Source organism: Streptomyces sp. NPDC042201 (genome assembly GCF_055582185.1).
Genome location: NZ_JBVJDS010000007.1, coordinates 393,981 through 411,497 on the forward strand (window position 1 = coordinate 393,981; position 17,517 = coordinate 411,497).

Genomic DNA, 17,517 nt, shown 5'->3' on the forward strand with positions numbered 1-17,517 from the left:
CAATTCGTAAAACCTCCTGCCCAGGTAGTCCATTCGAATCTGAAACCACCGACAACCGGGCGCTATGCCCCAATTAATCGTGTTAAATGGTGCGTTTCATCGGGCTTGACCGGGTCGTGGCCGGGCTGTGGCCATGGCCGTGACTCCCGGTTAATTACCGCGACGCCCATCATGGGAATGGCCTGTGAATGGAATGTGTGTGCGATGAAACGGTCGGCTCGAATTCACGTCCGCATTCGTCCGACGCCCCCGCGCGCCGGAGCCGTACCGGCGCGACGCGCCGGGCGTGCGATTGGCGTGATCCCTACGGCGACGATTCGTCACCCGGCAACATCCGCAGGGAGGTTGATGGCACGATGGTCCGAGCGGGGCGCACGACGTCGTGTACCCCCGCCTGGCAGGGGTACAGGGCAAGGCAGGACCGACCAAGGGTGTGATCAGTTGTGGCCATTTCACTGTCTGTGGTGGTGCTGTTGGCGGTCATCCTCGTGGTGCTGATCCGCGGTGGCTCCCTCAAGGCCGGACCCGCGGTCGTCGCGGTGCTCTTCGGCTTCTTCCTCGCCTCCACCAACATGGCTCCGTCGGTGAACCGGTTCCTCAACTCGATAGCCGACACCGTCAGCCAGATCAGCTTCTGAGCCGATCTGCGTCTGAGCCGATCAGCGTCTGACGCCTCCGAACGGCCGCGCCGCGAACGCCGCCGGCCCGACCGGTGGCATGTCCACCTGATCGGGCCGGAGGCTGTGGAGCGGGCGACGGGAATCGAACCCGCGTAGCTAGTTTGGAAGACTAGGGCTCTACCATTGAGCTACGCCCGCACAGTGCGCGCCGCAGATCGTGCGACCGCGGCATGGTCAGCATCGTAGCGGGTCCTGGCGGTTCACCGCACACCCGTAAGGACGCCACCCCGCGAGACCGGCCGAGACCGTTCGCCGCGCACTCGTCAAAGACTTCGCCACACACCCGCTGAAGATACCGACGCGGCGGCCGGGGGCATGTACCCTACGTGTCGCACCGACGGGGTGTGGCGCAGCTTGGTAGCGCGTCCGCTTTGGGAGCGGAAGGTCGTCGGTTCGAATCCGGCCACCCCGACCAGCCAGTCAAGATCACATTGTGGGGCGCTTCCTGCTTGCGGTTACTATGCAAGCTGCGTGCCCGTGTGTCTGAAGAGTCTCTGAAGAACCGGGCCGATCCGCTGGGCCGCCGCAGTGCGGCGGACACAGCAGAACCCCAGAATCAGCCACCAAGGAGACCGAACCGTGAAGAGCGCCGTGGAGACCCTGAACCCGACTCGGGTTCGGCTCACTGTCGAGGTGCCCTTCGAGGAGCTCAAGGACAGCCTCGACGCGGCGTACAAGAAGATCAACCAGCAGGTCACGGTGAAGGGCTTCCGTAAGGGCAAGATCCCGGCCCGAGTCATCGACCAGCGGTTCGGGCGTGGTGCTGTGCTGGAGGAGGCCGTCAACGACGCCCTCCCGAAGTTCTACACCGAAGCGGTCAACGAGGGTGAGCTCAATGTCCTCGGCCAGCCCGATGTCGACATCACCGAGCTGAAGGACGGCGAGCTGCTGGCCTTCACCGCCGAGGTCGACATCCGCCCCGTCATCGAGATCCCGGACTACTCCGGTATCGAGGTCACCGTCGACTCCGTCGAGGTCACCGACGAGGACATCGAGAAGTCGGTCGAGGAGCTCCGTGACCGCTTCGCCTCCACCAACCCGGTCGAGCGCGCCGCCGTCGAAGGCGACGTCGTGACGATCGACCTGGAGGCCAAGGTCGACGGTGAGGTGCTGCCCGACGGCGTCGCCAGCGCCGTGCAGTACACCATCGGCTCCGGCGAGCTGCTCGACGGCATCGACGAGGCCGTCACCGGCCTGGAGGCCGGCGGCGAGGCCACCTTCACCTCCGAGCTGAAGGGCGGCACCGCCGAGGGCAAGGCCGCCGAGGTCACCGTCAAGGTCACCCAGGTCGCCGCCCGCGAGCTCCCCGAGCTGGACGACGAGTTCGCCCAGATGGCGAGCGAGTTCGACACGCTCGACGAGCTGAAGGCCGACAGCCGCAAGCGCCTCGAGAACATGAAGCAGTACGACCAGGCCACCCAGGCCCAGGAGCGCGTCCTCGACGAGCTGCTGAAGCTGGCCGAGGTCCCGATCCCCGAGAAGCTCCTCGCGGACGAGATCAACACCCGCAAGCACAACCTTGAGCACCACCAGCTCGGCCAGATGGGCCTCGACCTCGCGAAGTACCTGGAGATCCAGGGCAAGACCGAGGAAGAGTTCGACGCCGAGACCAAGGAGCAGGCGGTCAAGGGCATCAAGACCCAGTTCATCCTGGACGAGCTGGTGACCAAGGAGAAGCTGAACGTGAACCAGGAGGAGCTCACCGAGCACCTCATGCGTCGCGCGCAGTCCTCCGGCATGTCCCCCGACCAGTTCGCCCAGGCGGTCGTCGAAGGCGGCCAGGTGCCGATGCTCGTCGGCGAGGTCGCCCGCGGCAAGGCGCTCGCGGTGGTCGTCGAGGCCGCCAAGGTCGTCGACACCAACGGTGAGCCGGTCGAGCTGGACGACGAGGACGAGACCGCCGAGACGGTCGAGGCCTCCTCGGACGACGCCGGCGACGCCGCTCCGGCCTCCGACGCCGAGCAGGGCGAGGACAAGGGCGGAAAGACCGAGGCCTGAGCGGTCTCGTTCTGAGCACGAGGACGGGCCCCGGGTGCGAGACGCGCCCGGGGCCCGTTCCGTCCGGCCCGCAGAACCCGCCGGAAGACCCCGGCGGTCCCCCGGGTCGGGACAGGGCCCACAGGCCCTCTGGAGCCCGCACAGAGCCTCAACTACCTTGCGCTCCCAGCGAACAGCCACGGAAGCGGGATGGCGCCCGCCGACCAGCGCGTTAGGGTCCATGAATACGAGGGCAGGGGAGTATCCCGTCCCCGGTACGAAGACGCTGAGACGGCCGCAGCCGTCAGAGACGAGCAGGTGTATACGTGACGAATCTGATGCCTTACGCCGCCGGTGAGCCGTCCCTCGGTGGTGGCCTCGGCGACCAGGTCTACAGCCGACTGCTCGGAGAGCGGATCATCTTCCTCGGCCAGCAGGTGGACGATGACATCGCCAACAAGATCACGGCGCAGCTCCTCCTTCTCGCGGCCGAACCCGACAAGGACATCTACCTCTACATCAACAGCCCCGGTGGCTCGGTGACGGCCGGCATGGCCGTCTACGACACCATGCAGTACATCCCGAACGACGTGGTCACCATCGGTATGGGCCTCGCGGCTTCGATGGGCCAGTTCCTGCTGACCGGTGGCACCGCGGGCAAGCGCTTCGCGCTGCCGCACACCGACATCCTCATGCACCAGGGGTCCGCGGGCCTCGGTGGCACCGCCTCCGACATCAAGATCCAGGCCGAGCAGCTGCTCCGTACGAAGAAGCGCATGGCGGAGATCACCGCCCGCCACTCCGGCCAGACCGTCGAGACGATCATCCGCGACGGTGACCGCGACCGCTGGTACACCGCGGACGAGGCCAAGGCGTACGGGCTCATCGACGAGATCATCTCCGCTGCCTCGGGCGTTCCGGGCGGCGGCGGCACCGGGGCCTGACCCCGCCCCGATCAGCCGGCCCAGCCCACCGAACGTCACAGGATGGTGAACACCCACATGAACAACTACTCCGCGAGCGGCCTTTACACCGGCCCGCAGGTGGACAACCGCTACATCGTCCCGCGCTTCGTCGAGCGCACCTCGCAGGGCGTGCGTGAGTACGACCCGTACGCGAAGCTCTTCGAGGAGCGCGTGATCTTCCTCGGTGTGCAGATCGACGACGCGTCCGCCAACGACGTCATGGCGCAGCTGCTCTGCCTGGAGTCGATGGACCCCGACCGCGACATCTCGATCTACATCAACAGCCCCGGCGGCTCGATGACGGCGCTCACCGCCATCTACGACACGATGCAGTTCGTGAAGCCGGACATCCAGACCGTGTGCATGGGACAGGCCGCTTCCGCCGCCGCCGTGCTGCTCGCCGCCGGCACCGCCGGCAAGCGACTGGCCCTGCCGAACGCGCGCGTACTGATCCACCAGCCGTCCAGCCAGACCGGCCGGGAGCAGCTCTCCGACCTGGAGATCGCGGCCAACGAGATCCTCCGGATGCGTGCCCAGCTGGAAGACATGCTGGCCAAGCACTCCACCACGCCGATCGAGAAGGTCCGCGACGACATCGAGCGCGACAAGATCCTCACTGCCGAGGACGCGCTCGCGTACGGCCTGGTCGACCAGATCGTGTCGACCAGGAAGACCACGGCCGCAGCGGCCGCCTGACGCACCCGGCGCCCTCGGCGCGGTTCGCACGACCATGTGAACCGCGCCGAGGGGGGCCCGAACGGGGGCCCGGGCAAGGTACCGTCGGATATGAGGCACAGGAGCCGCTGAACCAGGCTGCTCCCAGGCGAAGGGGAAGCACCTCGTGGCACGCATCGGTGATGGCGGCGACCTGCTCAAGTGCTCGTTCTGCGGGAAGAGCCAGAAGCAGGTGAAGAAGCTCATCGCAGGTCCCGGTGTGTACATCTGCGACGAGTGCATCGACCTCTGCAACGAGATCATCGAGGAGGAGCTCGCCGAGACCTCCGAGGTGCGGTGGGAGGAACTGCCCAAGCCGCGCGAGATCTACGAGTTTCTCGAGGGGTACGTCGTCGGGCAGGAGCCCGCGAAGAAGGCCCTCTCGGTAGCGGTCTACAACCACTACAAGCGCGTCCAGGCCGGGGAGAACGGCGGCGGGACCGGGCGGGACGACGCGATCGAGCTCGCGAAGTCGAACATCCTGCTGCTGGGCCCGACCGGCTCGGGCAAGACCCTGCTCGCCCAGACGCTGGCGCGCATGCTGAACGTTCCGTTCGCCATCGCCGACGCGACGGCGCTGACGGAGGCCGGCTATGTCGGCGAGGACGTCGAGAACATCCTGCTCAAGTTGATCCAGGCGGCGGACTACGACGTCAAGAAGGCCGAGACCGGGATCATCTACATCGACGAGATCGACAAGGTCGCCCGCAAGAGCGAGAACCCGTCGATCACCCGCGATGTCTCCGGCGAGGGCGTCCAGCAGGCCCTGCTGAAGATCCTCGAAGGCACCACGGCCTCGGTCCCCCCGCAGGGCGGCCGGAAACACCCGCACCAGGAATTCATCCAGATCGACACGACCAACGTGCTCTTCATCGTGGGCGGCGCCTTCGCCGGCCTGGAGAAGATCATCGAGTCGCGCGCCGGCGCGAAGGGCATCGGCTTCGGCGCGACGATCCGCTCGAAGCGCGAGATCCAGGCGAGCGACCAGTTCCAGGAGGTCATGCCGGAGGACCTGGTGAAGTTCGGGATGATCCCGGAGTTCATCGGCCGTCTGCCGGTCCTCACCTCGGTCCACAACCTGGACCGCGAGGCCCTGCTCCAGATCCTCATCGAGCCGCGCAACGCGCTGGTGAAGCAGTACCAGCGCCTCTTCGAACTCGACGGCGTGGAACTGGACTTCGACCGCCCGGCCCTGGAGGCCATCGCCGACCAGGCGATCCTGCGCGGCACCGGCGCGCGCGGGCTGCGCGCCATCCTCGAAGAGGTCCTCCAGTCGGTGATGTACGAGGTGCCGTCCCGCAAGGACGTGGCCAGGGTCGTCATCACGGCGGAGGTCGTCCGCGACAACGTCAACCCGACGCTGGTCCCGCGCGAGCCGCGCATCGTCAAGAACGACGGCCGTCACGAGAAGTCCGCGTAGCGGTTCCACGTACGTACCACGCGTACCACGCAGGGGCGCCCGGCCAGTCCAACTGGCCGGGCGCCCCTGCGTGTTGGGTCTTGGGTCCGCTGCTGATGCGGTCGCGGCACTACAGCTTGACGCGGACCTCGTTGCGCAGCTTGGCGGTGGTGGCGGCGGCGTCCTCGAGCGGGACGGTCTTGCCGGCCATGGCGCTCGCCAGCTCGATGTTCATGGAGAAGCCGAGGGTGCTGTGGTCGCCCCAGATGCAGATCGGGAAGGTCATCTCCTTCGGCCCTTCGGCGTCACCGGTCGCCGCGCCCGGGTCGTTCGCGGTCTTCAGGTTCTGGCACTTCATGACGGCGTCCTTCAGGCCGGCCGGCTTGTACTCCTCGGGAGTGCCGACCATCTCGCCCGCGTCCTTGTTGTCGGGGTCCTCCGCGGACTTCTTCGCCATATAGGCGAACATGGCGTCGACGACCTTCTCCGGGTCGTCGATCTCGCCGTAGACCCCGCCGAAGCTCAAGTACTTGGCGGCCAGCGGATTGTCCTCGCTCACCGCCTCGTAGCCGGCGGACACGTCCTTGGGGTTCGTCACCCCCCACGCCTCGGCGTCCTTGAGGTCGCTCTCGCTCATACCGCTGTCGTTGGCGCTGCTGTCGGTCTGCTTGTACTCGCCGCCGAGCACCGTGGCCGGCGTCGTCAGCTTGTGCGGGCCGTCGTCGGCTATCGAGCTGCCGCCACCGCCGGACGTCAGGAAGTACGCGCCGCCGGCGATCACCGCGAGCGCCACCACGACCGCGCCGATGATCAGGCCGGTCTTCTTCTTCGGCGCGGGGCCGGGAGGGGGCGGGAACTGGCCGCCTCCGTACGGAGGCTGCTGCGGCGGCTGGCCGTACGGGCCCGGCTGACCGTAAGGGCCCGGCTGTCCTGGCTGCTGCGGGTAGCCGTAGCCCGGCGGAGGCGGGGGCTGCTGCGGCGGGACACCCTGGGGGGCCTGCGGGTAACCGTAGCCGGGCTGCGGCTGGCCCTGCGGCGGCTGCTGGCCGTAGGGGCCGGGCTGGCCCTGCGGCGGCTGCTGACCGTAAGGACCCGGCTGGCCGTACGGTCCAGGCTGCTGGGGCTGCTGCCCACCGTACGGGCCCGGCTGGTTGTGACTCATGTGCTCTGTCCCCTCCAGATGCTTATGCGTTCCGAACATCCTGTCGGAAGAGGCGGTGACGCGGGCCGCCGGGGGCGGCACCGTTACGGAACAACCCGTTTCAGTACGCGGCTGTGACACCTCTAAACTGAGCCTCGTGACCGAGAACCCTCAGCAGCAGCCAGCCAGCAACCCCGAACTGCCGACCCAGTACGCGCCGGCCGAGGTGGAGGGGAAGCTGTATGAGCGCTGGGTAGACCGCGGTTACTTCGAAGCGGACGCGAAGAGCGACAAAGAGCCGTACACCATCGTCATCCCGCCACCGAACGTCACCGGCTCACTGCACCTGGGCCATGCCTTCCAGCACACGCTGATGGACGCCCTGACCCGCCGCAAGCGGATGCAGGGTTATGAGTCGCTGTGGCTGCCCGGTATGGACCACGCCGGAATCGCCACCCAGAACAAGGTCGAGCAGCAGCTTGCCGAGGAGGGCAAGTCACGTCACGACGTGGGGCGCGAGGAATTCATCGAGCGCGTCTGGCAGTGGAAGGAAGAGTACGGCGGCCGGATCCTCGGCCAGATGCGCCGCCTCGGCGATGGTGTCGACTGGTCGCGTGAGCGCTTCACCATGGACGAGGGCCTGTCCAAGGCCGTCCAGACCATCTTCAAGAAGCTGTACGACGACGAGCTGATCTACCGCGCCGAGCGCATCATCAACTGGTGTCCGCGCTGTCTCACCGCGATCTCCGACATCGAGGTGGACTACCAGGAGGACGACGGCGAGCTGGTCTCGATCACGTACGGCGAAGGCGACGAGACGGTCGTCGTCGCCACGACCCGGGTCGAGACGATGCTCGGAGACACCGCGGTCGCCGTCCACCCCGACGACGAGCGGTACGCACACCTCATCGGCAAGCGGATCAAGCTGCCGCTGACCAGTCGCACGATCCCGGTCGTCGCGGACACCCACGTCGACCCCGAGTTCGGTACGGGCGCGGTCAAGGTGACCCCGGCCCACGATCCCAACGACTTCGCCATCGGCCAGCGGCACGGACTCGAGTCCCTGACGATCATGAACGAGCGCGCTGTCATCACGGTGCCGGGCCCCTTCGAGGGACTCGACCGGTTCGAGGCGCGCTCCGCGATCGTCGAGGCGCTGCGCGAGCAGGGCCGGATCGTCGCCGAGAAGCGTCCCTACACCCACTCCGTCGGACACTGCTCGCGCTGCAAGACGACGATCGAGCCGCGGCTGTCCCTCCAGTGGTGGGTCAACGTCAAGCCGTTGGCCAAGGCCGCCGGTGACGCCGTTCGCGACGGACGGGTGAAGATCCACCCCGCAGACATGTCGAAGCGCTACTTCGACTGGGTCGACAACATGCACGACTGGTGCATCTCGCGCCAGTTGTGGTGGGGCCACCGCATTCCGGTCTGGTACGGCCCGAACGGCGAGATGGTGTGTGTCGGACCGGACGAGAAAGCGCCCACGGGCGAAGGCTGGACCCAGGACTCCGATGTCCTGGACACCTGGTTCTCCTCGGGCCTGTGGCCCTTCTCGACGCTCGGCTGGCCCGAGCGGACGCCGGACCTGGAGAAGTTCTACGCCACCGATGTGCTGCTCACCGGGCACGACATCATCTTCTTCTGGGTCGCCAGGATGATGATGTTCGGTCTCTACGCGATGGACGGCGAGCCGCCGTTCCACACCATCGCGCTGACCGGTCTGGTCCGTGACGAGCACGGCAAGAAGATGTCGAAGTCCAACCCGAACTCGGTGGATCCGCTCGACTGGATGGACAAGTACGGCTCTGACGCGGTCCGCTTCACCCTGGCCCGTGGCGCCAACCCCGGTGCGGACGTGCCGATCGGTGAGGACTGGGTCCAGGCGGCGCGCAACTTCGCCAACAAGATCTGGAACGCGACGCGCTTCGCGCTGATGAACGGCGCCAACGTCGATGGCCCGCTGCCGGACGCCGCGGCGCTGTCCGCGACGGACCGCTGGATCCTGTCCCGGCTGAACGAGACCGTCGCCCAGGTCGACGCGTACTACGAGGACTACCAGTTCGCGAAGCTCAGCGACGCCCTCTTCCACTTCGCGTGGGACGAGGTCTTCGACTGGTACGTCGAGCTGTCCAAGACCACGTTCATCGAGGGCGGCGAGCCCGCGAAGGTCTCAGGGCGGGTCCTCGGCGAGGTCCTCGATGTGACGCTGCGGCTGCTGCACCCGATCGTCCCATTCGTCACCGAGACGCTGTGGACCACGCTCACCGGCAAGGAGTCGGTGGTCATCGCCGACTGGCCGGCCGACAGCGGCTTCCGTGACAAGGCCGCCGAGCGGGAGATCGAGAACCTCCAGCAGGTGATCACCGAGGTCCGCCGGTTCCGCGCCGACCAGGGTCTCCAGCCCGGTCAGAAGGTCCCGGCCCGGCTGGATCTGTCGGGTACGTCGCTGGCCGCGCACGAGGCGGCCATCCGCCAGCTGCTGCGTCTGCAGCCGGAGGGCGAGGGCTTCCACGCCACCGCGACGCTGCCGGTCGCGGGCGCGACGGTGGAGCTGGACCTGTCCGGCACCATCGACGTCGAGGCGGAGCGCAAGCGTCTGACGAAGGATCTGGGCGCCGCCGAGAAGGAGAAGGCCCAGGCGACGGCGAAGCTCGGCAACGAGGCGTTCCTCGCGAAGGCCCCGGACAATGTCGTCGACAAGATCCGTACCCGGCTTGCCAAGGCCGAGGCGGACATCGAGCGCCTCACCGCGCAGGTGGCGAGCCTGCCGCGGAGCTGACGCCCGTACGCACCGACACCGAGGCCCCCCGGCCCGCGACGGCCGGGGGGCCTCGGTGTCGGTGGCGCTCCGTAGACTGGTCCCGTGAGCGAGCACCGTCCTTCCGACCAGCCCGGCGAGTACGACGATTTCGATGAGATCGTCGGCGCCGAGACCGAGCGCGACCCCGACCTCGCGGTGATCGCGGCCGGCAGCCGCACCCTGCGCGCCCAAGCCGGGCCGTCGCAGGACGACGGCGTGCCGGCCCGCCCCCAGGACCCGGAGGTGGACAAGGCGCTGCGCGCCGTCGAGCAGGAGCTCGCGGGGCGCTGGGGTGAGACGAAGCTCGACCCGTCGCTCGCCAGGATCGAGGCGCTGATGGATGTGCTGGGCGACCCCCAGCGCGCCTATCCGTCGATCCACATCACCGGGACCAACGGCAAGACGTCCACGGCGCGCATGATCGAGGCGCTGCTCGGCGCGTTCGAGCTGCGCACCGGCCGGTACACCAGTCCGCACGTCCAGTCGGTCACCGAGCGGATCAGCCTGGACGGCGCGCCGATCTCCGCCGAGGGGTTCATCGAGACGTACGAGGACATCAAGCCGTACATCGAGATGGTCGACGGCGCGCAGGAGCACCGGCTCTCCTTCTTCGAGGTGCTGACCGGCATGGCGTACGCCGCTTTCGCGGACGCCCCGGTGGACGTGGCCGTCGTCGAGGTCGGCATGGGCGGCAGCTGGGACGCGACGAATGTCATCGACGGCTCCGTGGCCGTGGTCACCCCGATCGCCCTGGACCACACGGACCGGCTCGGATCCACGCCCGGCGAGATCGCCGGGGAGAAGGCCGGGATCATCAAGCCCGGCGCGACGGTGATCCTGGCGCAGCAGCCGGTGGACGCCGCGCAGGTGATGCTCAAGAAGGCCGTCGACGTGGACGCGACGGTCGCCCGCGAGGGCATGGAGTTCGGGGTGGTGGCCCGGGAGGTCGCCGTCGGCGGCCAGCTGCTGACCCTGCGCGGCCTCGGCGGTGAGTACGAACAGGTCTTCCTTCCGCTGTACGGCGCCCACCAGGCGCACAACGCGGCGGTGGCGCTCGCCGCCGTGGAGGCGTTCTTCGGCGTCGGCGCCCAGCAGGCCCGTCTGCTGGACATGGACACGGTCCGCAAGGCGTTCGCCTCGGTCTCTTCGCCGGGCCGGCTGGAGGTCGTCCGGCGCTCGCCCACCGTGGTGCTGGACGCGGCGCACAACCCGGCCGGCGCCCGCGCGGCCGCCGAGGCCGTCACCGAGTCGTTCGGCTTCAGCCGGTTGATCGGTGTGGTCGGCACCAGCGACGACAAGGACGTCCGCGGGGTCCTCGAAGCGCTGGAGCCGATCTGCGCGGAGCTGGTCGTCACGCAGAACTCCACCCATCGCGCGATGAACGCGGACGAACTGGCCGGTGTGGCCGTCGAGGTCTTCGGTGACGAGCGGGTTCAGGTCGAGCCGCGCCTCGACGACGCGCTGGAGGCGGCGATCACGCTCGCCGAGGAAGAGTCCGAGTTCGCGGGCGCCGGAGTGCTGGTGACCGGCTCGGTGATCACGGTCGGCGAGGCCCGGCTGCTCCTGAGGAGGGGCTGAACCCCATGCGTACGCTCTGTGCATCCACCCTGCTCGGCGAGTTCTTCGTGATCGGGTTCGCCGGACTCGTCGCCATGAAGTCCGACGATCTCTCGGTGGGGACGATCTGGACGGTCTGCGGGGTGGGCATGCTGCTGTCAGTTCTGCTCTGCGGTGTGATCACCCGTCCCGGTGGCATACAGCTCGGCTGGGCGCTCCAGATCGCACTGATCGCCAGTGGCTTCGTGGTGCCCACGATGTTCTTCCTCGGCGCGGTGTTCGCGGTGCTGTGGTGGGCGTCGGTCCACTACGGCCGCGAGATCGACAAGGCCAAGGCCCGCTGGGCCGCCCAGGCGGAGGCCGCCCAGACGGAAGCGGGCTAGGGCCTAGGAGGCAGGCTCGGCCTTGACCGGCGAGCTTGTGGTCCGGGTGCCGTGCGTTCGGCGGCCCCCGGTAGCCTCACTCCACCGCACGTATCTGCCGCAAGGAGCCGCACACCATGACCCAGCGCACTCTCGTTCTCCTGAAGCCCGACACGGTCAGGAGGAAGCTCATCGGCGAGATCATCAGCCGCATCGAGCGCAAGGCGGGCTGGACCATCAGCGCGCTGGAGCTGCGCACACTCGACCAGGACACGCTGGAGCAGCACTACGGCGAGCACAAGGGCAAGCCCTTCTACGAGCCGCTGGTCGACTTCATGGCCTCGGGCCCGGTCGTCGCGCTCGTCGTCGAGGGCGAGCGGGTCATCGAGGGAGTGCGCACGCTCGCCGGTCCGACTGACCCGATCGCCGCAGCGCCGGGGTCCATCCGGGGGGACTTCGGCAGCATCGTCCGGGAGAACCTGATCCACGCTTCGGACTCCGAGGAGTCCGCCATTCGGGAACTGAAGCTTTTCTTCCCGGGCCTTTCCTGACCTCAAGTCAGCCAAACGGCGCTGATCGTCTGAGGCGACCGAAGGAATTCGGTCGCCTTTGGGCATATGCGTGCCAATTCCGGGAACGCATCGGTCCGATACATCGTCACCGTTACTGAGGTGGGCCACCGCGCCGCCGCCGTGCAGGCGGCACTACGATGGAAGCCTCCAAGCAAGAGCACCCACCTCGCCATCCTAAAAAGCCGTCAATGCTCGATTTGGGAAGGCCAGACGCATCCTCATGGGGAACAACATGTCGTTCATCGGCCGTGACATGGCTGTCGACCTCGGGACCGCCAACACGCTGGTGTACGTCAGGGGCCGGGGGATCGTACTCAACGAGCCGTCCGTGGTCGCCATCAACACCAACACGGGCGGCATTCTCGCGGTTGGCGCCGAAGCCAAGAAAATGATCGGCCGGACACCGGGCAACATCGTTGCCGTCCGGCCACTGAAGGACGGCGTGATCGCCGACTTCGAAATCACCGAGCGCATGCTGCGCTACTTCATCCTGAAGATCCACAAGCGCCGCTATCTGGCCCGCCCGCGGGTCGTCGTGTGTGTGCCCTCCGGCATCACGGGCGTAGAGCGCCGTGCCGTCATCGAGGCGTCCACCCAGGCCGGCGCGCGCCAGGTGCACATCATCGAAGAGCCGATGGCCGCGGCCATCGGAGCCGGGCTCCCCGTCCATGAAGCCACTGGCAACATGGTCGTGGACATCGGCGGCGGCACCACCGAGGTCGCCGTGATCTCGCTCGGCGGAATCGTCACCGCGCAGTCCATCCGGGTCGCCGGTGACGAGCTGGACAACGCGATCATCCAGCACATCAAGAAGGAGTACTCCCTCCTTCTCGGTGAGCGGACCGCGGAGAACATCAAGATCAGCATCGGCTCGGCGTACGACCTCGACAAGGACGAGCACACCGAGATCCGGGGCCGCGACCTCGTCTCCGGTCTGCCCAAGACCGTCGTCATCTCGGCGGCCGAGGTCCGCAAGGCCATCGAGGAGCCGGTCAACGCGATCGTCGACGCCGTGAAGACGACGCTCGACAAGTGCCCGCCGGAGCTGTCCGGCGATGTGATGGACCGTGGGATCGTTCTCACCGGTGGCGGCGCGCTGCTGCGCGGCCTCGACGAGCGGCTGCGCCGGGAGACCGGAATGCCCATCCATATCGCCGAGGACCCGCTGGACTCCGTCGCGCTCGGATCCGGCAAGTGTGTCGAGGAGTTCGAGGCGCTCCAGCAGGTGCTGGACGCGCAGCCCCGCCGATGACGGAATGTCCTCACCATCCCCCTGGGCCCACGGCCCGGGGGGACCTCCGGTATAGGGCCTGACTCCGCCTCACCCCCCGTACGGCGGAACGTTGATATGGGAATCGTTGATATACAGACAGAATCATTCCTACGAGGAAGGCACGGCCGCCGCACGTGAGGGACACACGAGAGAGCCGTCTGCTCCTGGTGCTGCTGATCGCCATCGCGTTCGCACTGATCACGGTGGATATCCGCGGGGGTGAGGAGTCTCCGGTCGACGGCGCGCGCCAGGTCGCCGCGTCGGTCTTCGGCCCGGTGGAGAACGGCGTCGCGTCCGCGGTCAACCCGGTCGGCAATGCCATCGGAGCGGTACGCGACTCCGGCTCGCGGCACGACCGCATCAGCGCACTGCAGCAGGAGAACGCCGCGCTGAAGCAGAAGCTCGGCAGCGACGACCGCAATCGCAGCCGGGTGCGTGAACTCGACAACATGCTCAACAAGGCGGGCGCGGGACAGTACGGAATCAAGGGCGCCGAGGTCATCGCGATAGGAGCGGCCCAGGGATTCTCCTGGACCGTCACCATCGACATCGGCGCCAACGACGGCATCAAGCGCGACATGACCGTCCTCAACGGGGACGGACTCGTCGGCCGGGTCACCACCGTCGGCCCCAACACCGCGACCGTACTGCTGGCCAATGACCCGGACTTCACCGTCGGCACCCGGATGGAGAAGACCGACGAACTGGGCTTCGCCACCGGCCAGGGCGACCGTCCGCTCTCCGTCCAGCTCCTCAACGGCAAGGCCAAGGTCAAGAAGGGCGACCGGCTGGTCACCTTCGGTTCCAGCAGGGACAAGCCCTTCGTGCCCGGCGTCCCGGTCGGCGAGGTCGTCCGTGTCGACCCCTCGGGCGGCGACCTCACCCGGACGCTCTACGTACGCCCCTTCGTCGGCTTCACCAAGCTCGACATCGTCGGCGTCGTTGTCGTGGCCCCCCGGGAGGACCCGCGCGACACGGTCCTGCCGCCCAAGTCCAAGGTCGAGCCCACGCCCACCGTCACCGTCACGGTCACCCCGTCGGCGAACGCCAGCCCCAACGGCGAGAGCGGTCTCGACACCACCGGCGGCGTGAACCCCAGCGCCGGTCCCACCCCCAGTCCCAACGCCAGCGGCAACGCCGATGTGAATGGCACCGACACAGGTTCGGGCGATGGCACCGACCAAGTCGACGAGCAGGAGTAGAGCTGATCCCCATGCGTGTGAACCGGATTCTGCTCTCGGCCACACTGGTCGTGGTCGCCCTGGTCATCCAGGTGTCCGTCCTCGGCCGGCTCCAGCTCCCTGGCGCCGTCCCCGATCTGATGCTCCTCGTCGTCCTCGCCCTGGCCTTCGTGTACGGGCATGTGAACGGCGCGCTCGTCGGCTTCGCCGCCGGCCTGCTCGCCGACCTGGTCCCGCCGGCCGACCACGCGGCGGGACGCTACGCCCTGGTGCTCTGTGTGATCGGCTATCTCGCGGGCCTCGCCCGACCCGACAACGGCCGGCTCAAGTCGGCCGTCGGCCCGATGACCGTGGTCGTCGCCGCGGCGGTCGGCTCGACCCTGCTGTACGCGGGGGTGGGCGCCCTCGTCGGTGACACCGCCGCCCGCCATGTGGGTCTCGGCTCCATGATTTTCAGCGCCGCCGTCTACGACCTGCTGCTCGCGCCCTTCACCATCCCGCTGATCATGTGGCTGGCCAGACGCGCCGACAGCGATCCGCTCGTCGAGCCCCAGAGCAACGGCGATGTCGCGGCGGGCTGGCTCACCACCGGCACGGGCCTGCGCATCGGCAGCCAGCGGGGCGGACTGCGGGTCAGGGTCGCCCGGAACCGCGCGGCACGGGCCGGACGCGTCAAGCCGGCCCGGGCGGCACGCATCAAGGGGGTCAAGAGCATCAAGGGGGTCAAGAGGCTGTGAGCAATATCCCGGAGACCGGACGGACCCCCCGGGTCCAGATCCGGCTCATCGTCATCCAGATTCTCGTTGTCTCCCTCTTCCTCACGCTCGGCGGCCGGCTCTGGTACCTCCAGATCCGCAACGGCCAGGAGTACACGGACGAGGCCAAGAGCAACCACGTACAGCAGGTCGTCCAGCCGGCCGTCCGCGGCTCGATCCTCGACACCCGCGGTGTGCCGCTCGCCGACAACGAGACCCGGCTCGTGGTCTCCGCCAGCCGTACCGACCTGATGAAGATGAAGGACGACGGCAAGGCCGTGCTGACCCGGCTCGCCGATGTCCTCGACGTGACGCCGAAGGAGGTCATGGACAAGGTCAGGCTCTGCGACTCCAAGACCCCCCAGCCCTGCTGGAACGGTTCGCCCTATCAGCCGATCCCGGTCACCGACGAGGCCACCACCCAGCAGGCCCTCCAGATCCGCGAGCGCGCCGAGGACTTCCCCGGCATCACCGCCGAGCCCACCGCCGTACGCCGCTACACCGCGCCGGGCCTGGCCAACACCGCCCAGGTCCTCGGCTATCTCTCGCCCGTCACCGACGAAGAGATCACCAAGGCCCACGACACCAACTCGCCGTACCTGCGCTCCGACCAGGTCGGCCGCTCCGGCCTGGAGCGCACCTACGACAAGGCGCTGCGCGGCAAGGCCGGGGTCACCCGCTACGAGGTCGACAACCTCGGCCGCGTCATCGGCAAGGCGCAGAGCGACGACGCCAAGCCCGGCGCCCATGTCGTCACCTCCATCGACGCGCGCGTGCAGGCCGTCGCCGAGTACGAGCTCAACGAGGCGATGAAGGCCGCGCGCAAGGAGCTGGACCGGAACACCAACGAGAACTACAAGGCGGACTCGGGCGCCGTCGTCGTCATGGAGGGGAAGACCGGGCGGATCGTCGCGATGGCCTCCCAGCCGACGTACGACCCCAATGCCTGGGTCGGCGGTATCAGCGCCAAGGACTACGCCAAGCTGACCGGCAAGAAGTCCAACTTCCCGCTGCTGAACCGGGCCATCCAGGGCCAGGCGGCCCCCGGCTCGATCTTCAAGGTCATCTCGTCGACCGCCGCGGTCAACGCCGGATACGACTTCAACGGCAGCTACCCCTGCCCCAGTTCGTACAACGTCGGCAGCCAGGTCTTCAAGAACTTCGAGTCCCAGGGCTACGGCAGCATCAGCATCGGCAAGGCCCTCGAAGTCTCCTGCGACACCGTCTACTACGGCCTCGCGCACAAGGAGTGGCTGAAGGACGGGGGCATGAAGCCCAAGCACCCCAATGACTGGTTCTACAAGACCGCCCATCAGTTCGGCCTCGGCAAGGAGACCGGCATCGACCTCCCCAACGAGGTCACCGGGCGTATCCCCGACCGTCAGTGGAAGCAGAGCTTCTGGAAGGCCAACAAGGCCGGCTGGTGCAAGCAGGGGAAGAAGGGCGGCACGTATGTCCAGCAGCTCGCCTACGAAGGCTGCCTCGAAGGCAACCTGATGCGCGCCGGTGACTCCGTGAACTACTCGATCGGACAGGGCGACACCCTCGTCACCCCGATACAGATGGCCACGATCTACTCCGCCATTGCCAACGGGGGCACTCTCTACAACCCCCTCGTCGGCAAGGCCGTCATCAGCGCCGACGGCAAGCAGGTGGAGCAGATCGCCCCCAAGTCCCACGGCAAGCTGCCGATGAACAAGAAGACGCGCGACCAGATCGACCAAGCCCTCGCCGGTGTGGCGACCAGGGGCTCCGCCGCCTGGCGGTTCGGCGGCTGGCCGCAGGCCAAGATCCCGATGCACGCCAAGACGGGTACCGCCGAGGTCTACGGCAAGCAGACGACCTCGTGGTTCGCCTCGTACACCAACGACTACACGATCGTCATGACGATCTCCCAGGGTGGTACGGGATCCGGAGCGTCGGGGCCCGCCGTCCGCAAGATCTACGAGTCGATGTACGGGCTCAACGCGAAGGGCGAGCAGGACACCAAGAAGGCCCTGATGCCGCAACCGCGCACGGCACTGCCCACGATCGAGCCGGACGGGTCGATCGACGCGCCGGAGATCAGGCCGTACGAGCCGGTGAAGGAAGTCCCGGAAGACACCCAAACGCTCGCGGGCGCGCCCGCACGGAGGGACTGA

At 67.7% G+C, this 17,517-nt stretch carries 14 protein-coding genes and 2 tRNA genes; 14 read left to right on the top strand and 2 right to left on the bottom strand.

The window, feature by feature from the left end; genetic code table 11:
- Nucleotides 1-443 precede the first annotated feature (443 nt).
- Nucleotides 444-638, top strand: coding sequence for a hypothetical protein (locus tag ACZ6MZ_RS19920; protein WP_384188231.1), 195 nt, complete (start codon nucleotides 444-446; stop codon nucleotides 636-638).
- A gap of 106 nt (nucleotides 639-744) precedes the next feature.
- Here the strand turns inward: ACZ6MZ_RS19920 and ACZ6MZ_RS19925 are convergent.
- Nucleotides 745-818 (bottom strand) — tRNA-Gly (locus tag ACZ6MZ_RS19925).
- Nucleotides 819-1,018: 200 nt separating this feature from the next.
- Between ACZ6MZ_RS19925 and ACZ6MZ_RS19930 the strand changes: the two genes are divergently transcribed.
- The 5 genes from ACZ6MZ_RS19930 (at nucleotide 1,019) to clpX (ending at nucleotide 5,756) form a co-directional block, all read left to right on the top strand.
- Nucleotides 1,019-1,095, top strand: a tRNA-Pro gene (locus ACZ6MZ_RS19930).
- A gap of 164 nt (nucleotides 1,096-1,259) precedes the next feature.
- The gene (gene tig / locus ACZ6MZ_RS19935) at nucleotides 1,260-2,678 is read left to right on the top strand and encodes a trigger factor (RefSeq protein ID WP_469353311.1); all 1,419 of its coding nucleotides are present in this window, start codon (nucleotides 1,260-1,262) and stop codon (nucleotides 2,676-2,678) included.
- A gap of 317 nt (nucleotides 2,679-2,995) precedes the next feature.
- Nucleotides 2,996-3,601, top strand: coding sequence for an ATP-dependent Clp protease proteolytic subunit (locus tag ACZ6MZ_RS19940; RefSeq protein ID WP_384188331.1), 606 nt, complete (start codon nucleotides 2,996-2,998; stop codon nucleotides 3,599-3,601).
- 42 nt (nucleotides 3,602-3,643) lie between these two features.
- A complete protein-coding gene (locus ACZ6MZ_RS19945) occupies nucleotides 3,644-4,318 on the top strand; it encodes an ATP-dependent Clp protease proteolytic subunit (RefSeq protein WP_384188227.1) in 675 nt (224 codons plus the stop codon).
- 145 nt (nucleotides 4,319-4,463) lie between these two features.
- On the top strand, nucleotides 4,464-5,756 hold the full coding sequence (gene clpX / locus ACZ6MZ_RS19950; protein WP_384188226.1) for an ATP-dependent Clp protease ATP-binding subunit ClpX: 1,293 nt from the start codon (nucleotides 4,464-4,466) through the stop codon (nucleotides 5,754-5,756).
- Between the two features lie 109 nt (nucleotides 5,757-5,865).
- Here clpX and ACZ6MZ_RS19955 read toward each other — a convergent pair whose 3' ends face one another.
- Complete coding sequence (locus tag ACZ6MZ_RS19955) at nucleotides 5,866-6,897, bottom strand: hypothetical protein (RefSeq protein WP_469353313.1); 1,032 nt, start codon at nucleotides 6,895-6,897, stop codon at nucleotides 5,866-5,868.
- A gap of 136 nt (nucleotides 6,898-7,033) precedes the next feature.
- Between ACZ6MZ_RS19955 and ACZ6MZ_RS19960 the strand changes: the two genes are divergently transcribed.
- The 8 genes from ACZ6MZ_RS19960 (at nucleotide 7,034) to mrdA (ending at nucleotide 17,517) form a co-directional block, all read left to right on the top strand.
- A complete protein-coding gene (locus ACZ6MZ_RS19960) occupies nucleotides 7,034-9,655 on the top strand; it encodes a valine--tRNA ligase (RefSeq protein WP_469353315.1) in 2,622 nt (873 codons plus the stop codon).
- An 84-nt stretch (nucleotides 9,656-9,739) separates the two neighbouring features.
- Entirely contained in the window at nucleotides 9,740-11,254 is a 1,515-nt protein-coding gene (gene folC / locus ACZ6MZ_RS19965; RefSeq protein WP_384192262.1) for a bifunctional tetrahydrofolate synthase/dihydrofolate synthase, read from the top strand.
- Between the two features lie 5 nt (nucleotides 11,255-11,259).
- Nucleotides 11,260-11,616, top strand: a complete 357-nt coding sequence (locus ACZ6MZ_RS19970; protein WP_469353318.1) for a DUF4233 domain-containing protein — start codon at nucleotides 11,260-11,262, stop codon at nucleotides 11,614-11,616.
- Nucleotides 11,617-11,732: 116 nt separating this feature from the next.
- Nucleotides 11,733-12,146: a nucleoside-diphosphate kinase gene (ndk, locus tag ACZ6MZ_RS19975; RefSeq protein ID WP_384192256.1), complete on the top strand. Its 414-nt coding sequence runs from the start codon at nucleotides 11,733-11,735 to the stop codon at nucleotides 12,144-12,146.
- A gap of 253 nt (nucleotides 12,147-12,399) precedes the next feature.
- Nucleotides 12,400-13,419: a rod shape-determining protein gene (locus ACZ6MZ_RS19980; protein ID WP_384192270.1), complete on the top strand. Its 1,020-nt coding sequence runs from the start codon at nucleotides 12,400-12,402 to the stop codon at nucleotides 13,417-13,419.
- A gap of 155 nt (nucleotides 13,420-13,574) precedes the next feature.
- A complete protein-coding gene (mreC, locus tag ACZ6MZ_RS19985) occupies nucleotides 13,575-14,642 on the top strand; it encodes a rod shape-determining protein MreC (RefSeq protein ID WP_384192253.1) in 1,068 nt (355 codons plus the stop codon).
- Between the two features lie 11 nt (nucleotides 14,643-14,653).
- Nucleotides 14,654-15,358, top strand: coding sequence for a rod shape-determining protein MreD (mreD, locus tag ACZ6MZ_RS19990; RefSeq protein WP_384192250.1), 705 nt, complete (start codon nucleotides 14,654-14,656; stop codon nucleotides 15,356-15,358).
- Nucleotides 15,355-17,517 (top strand): penicillin-binding protein 2, encoded by a 2,163-nt coding sequence (gene mrdA / locus ACZ6MZ_RS19995; RefSeq protein WP_469353320.1) that lies wholly within the window; start codon nucleotides 15,355-15,357, stop codon nucleotides 17,515-17,517. The genes mreD and mrdA overlap by 4 nt, the downstream gene beginning before the upstream one ends.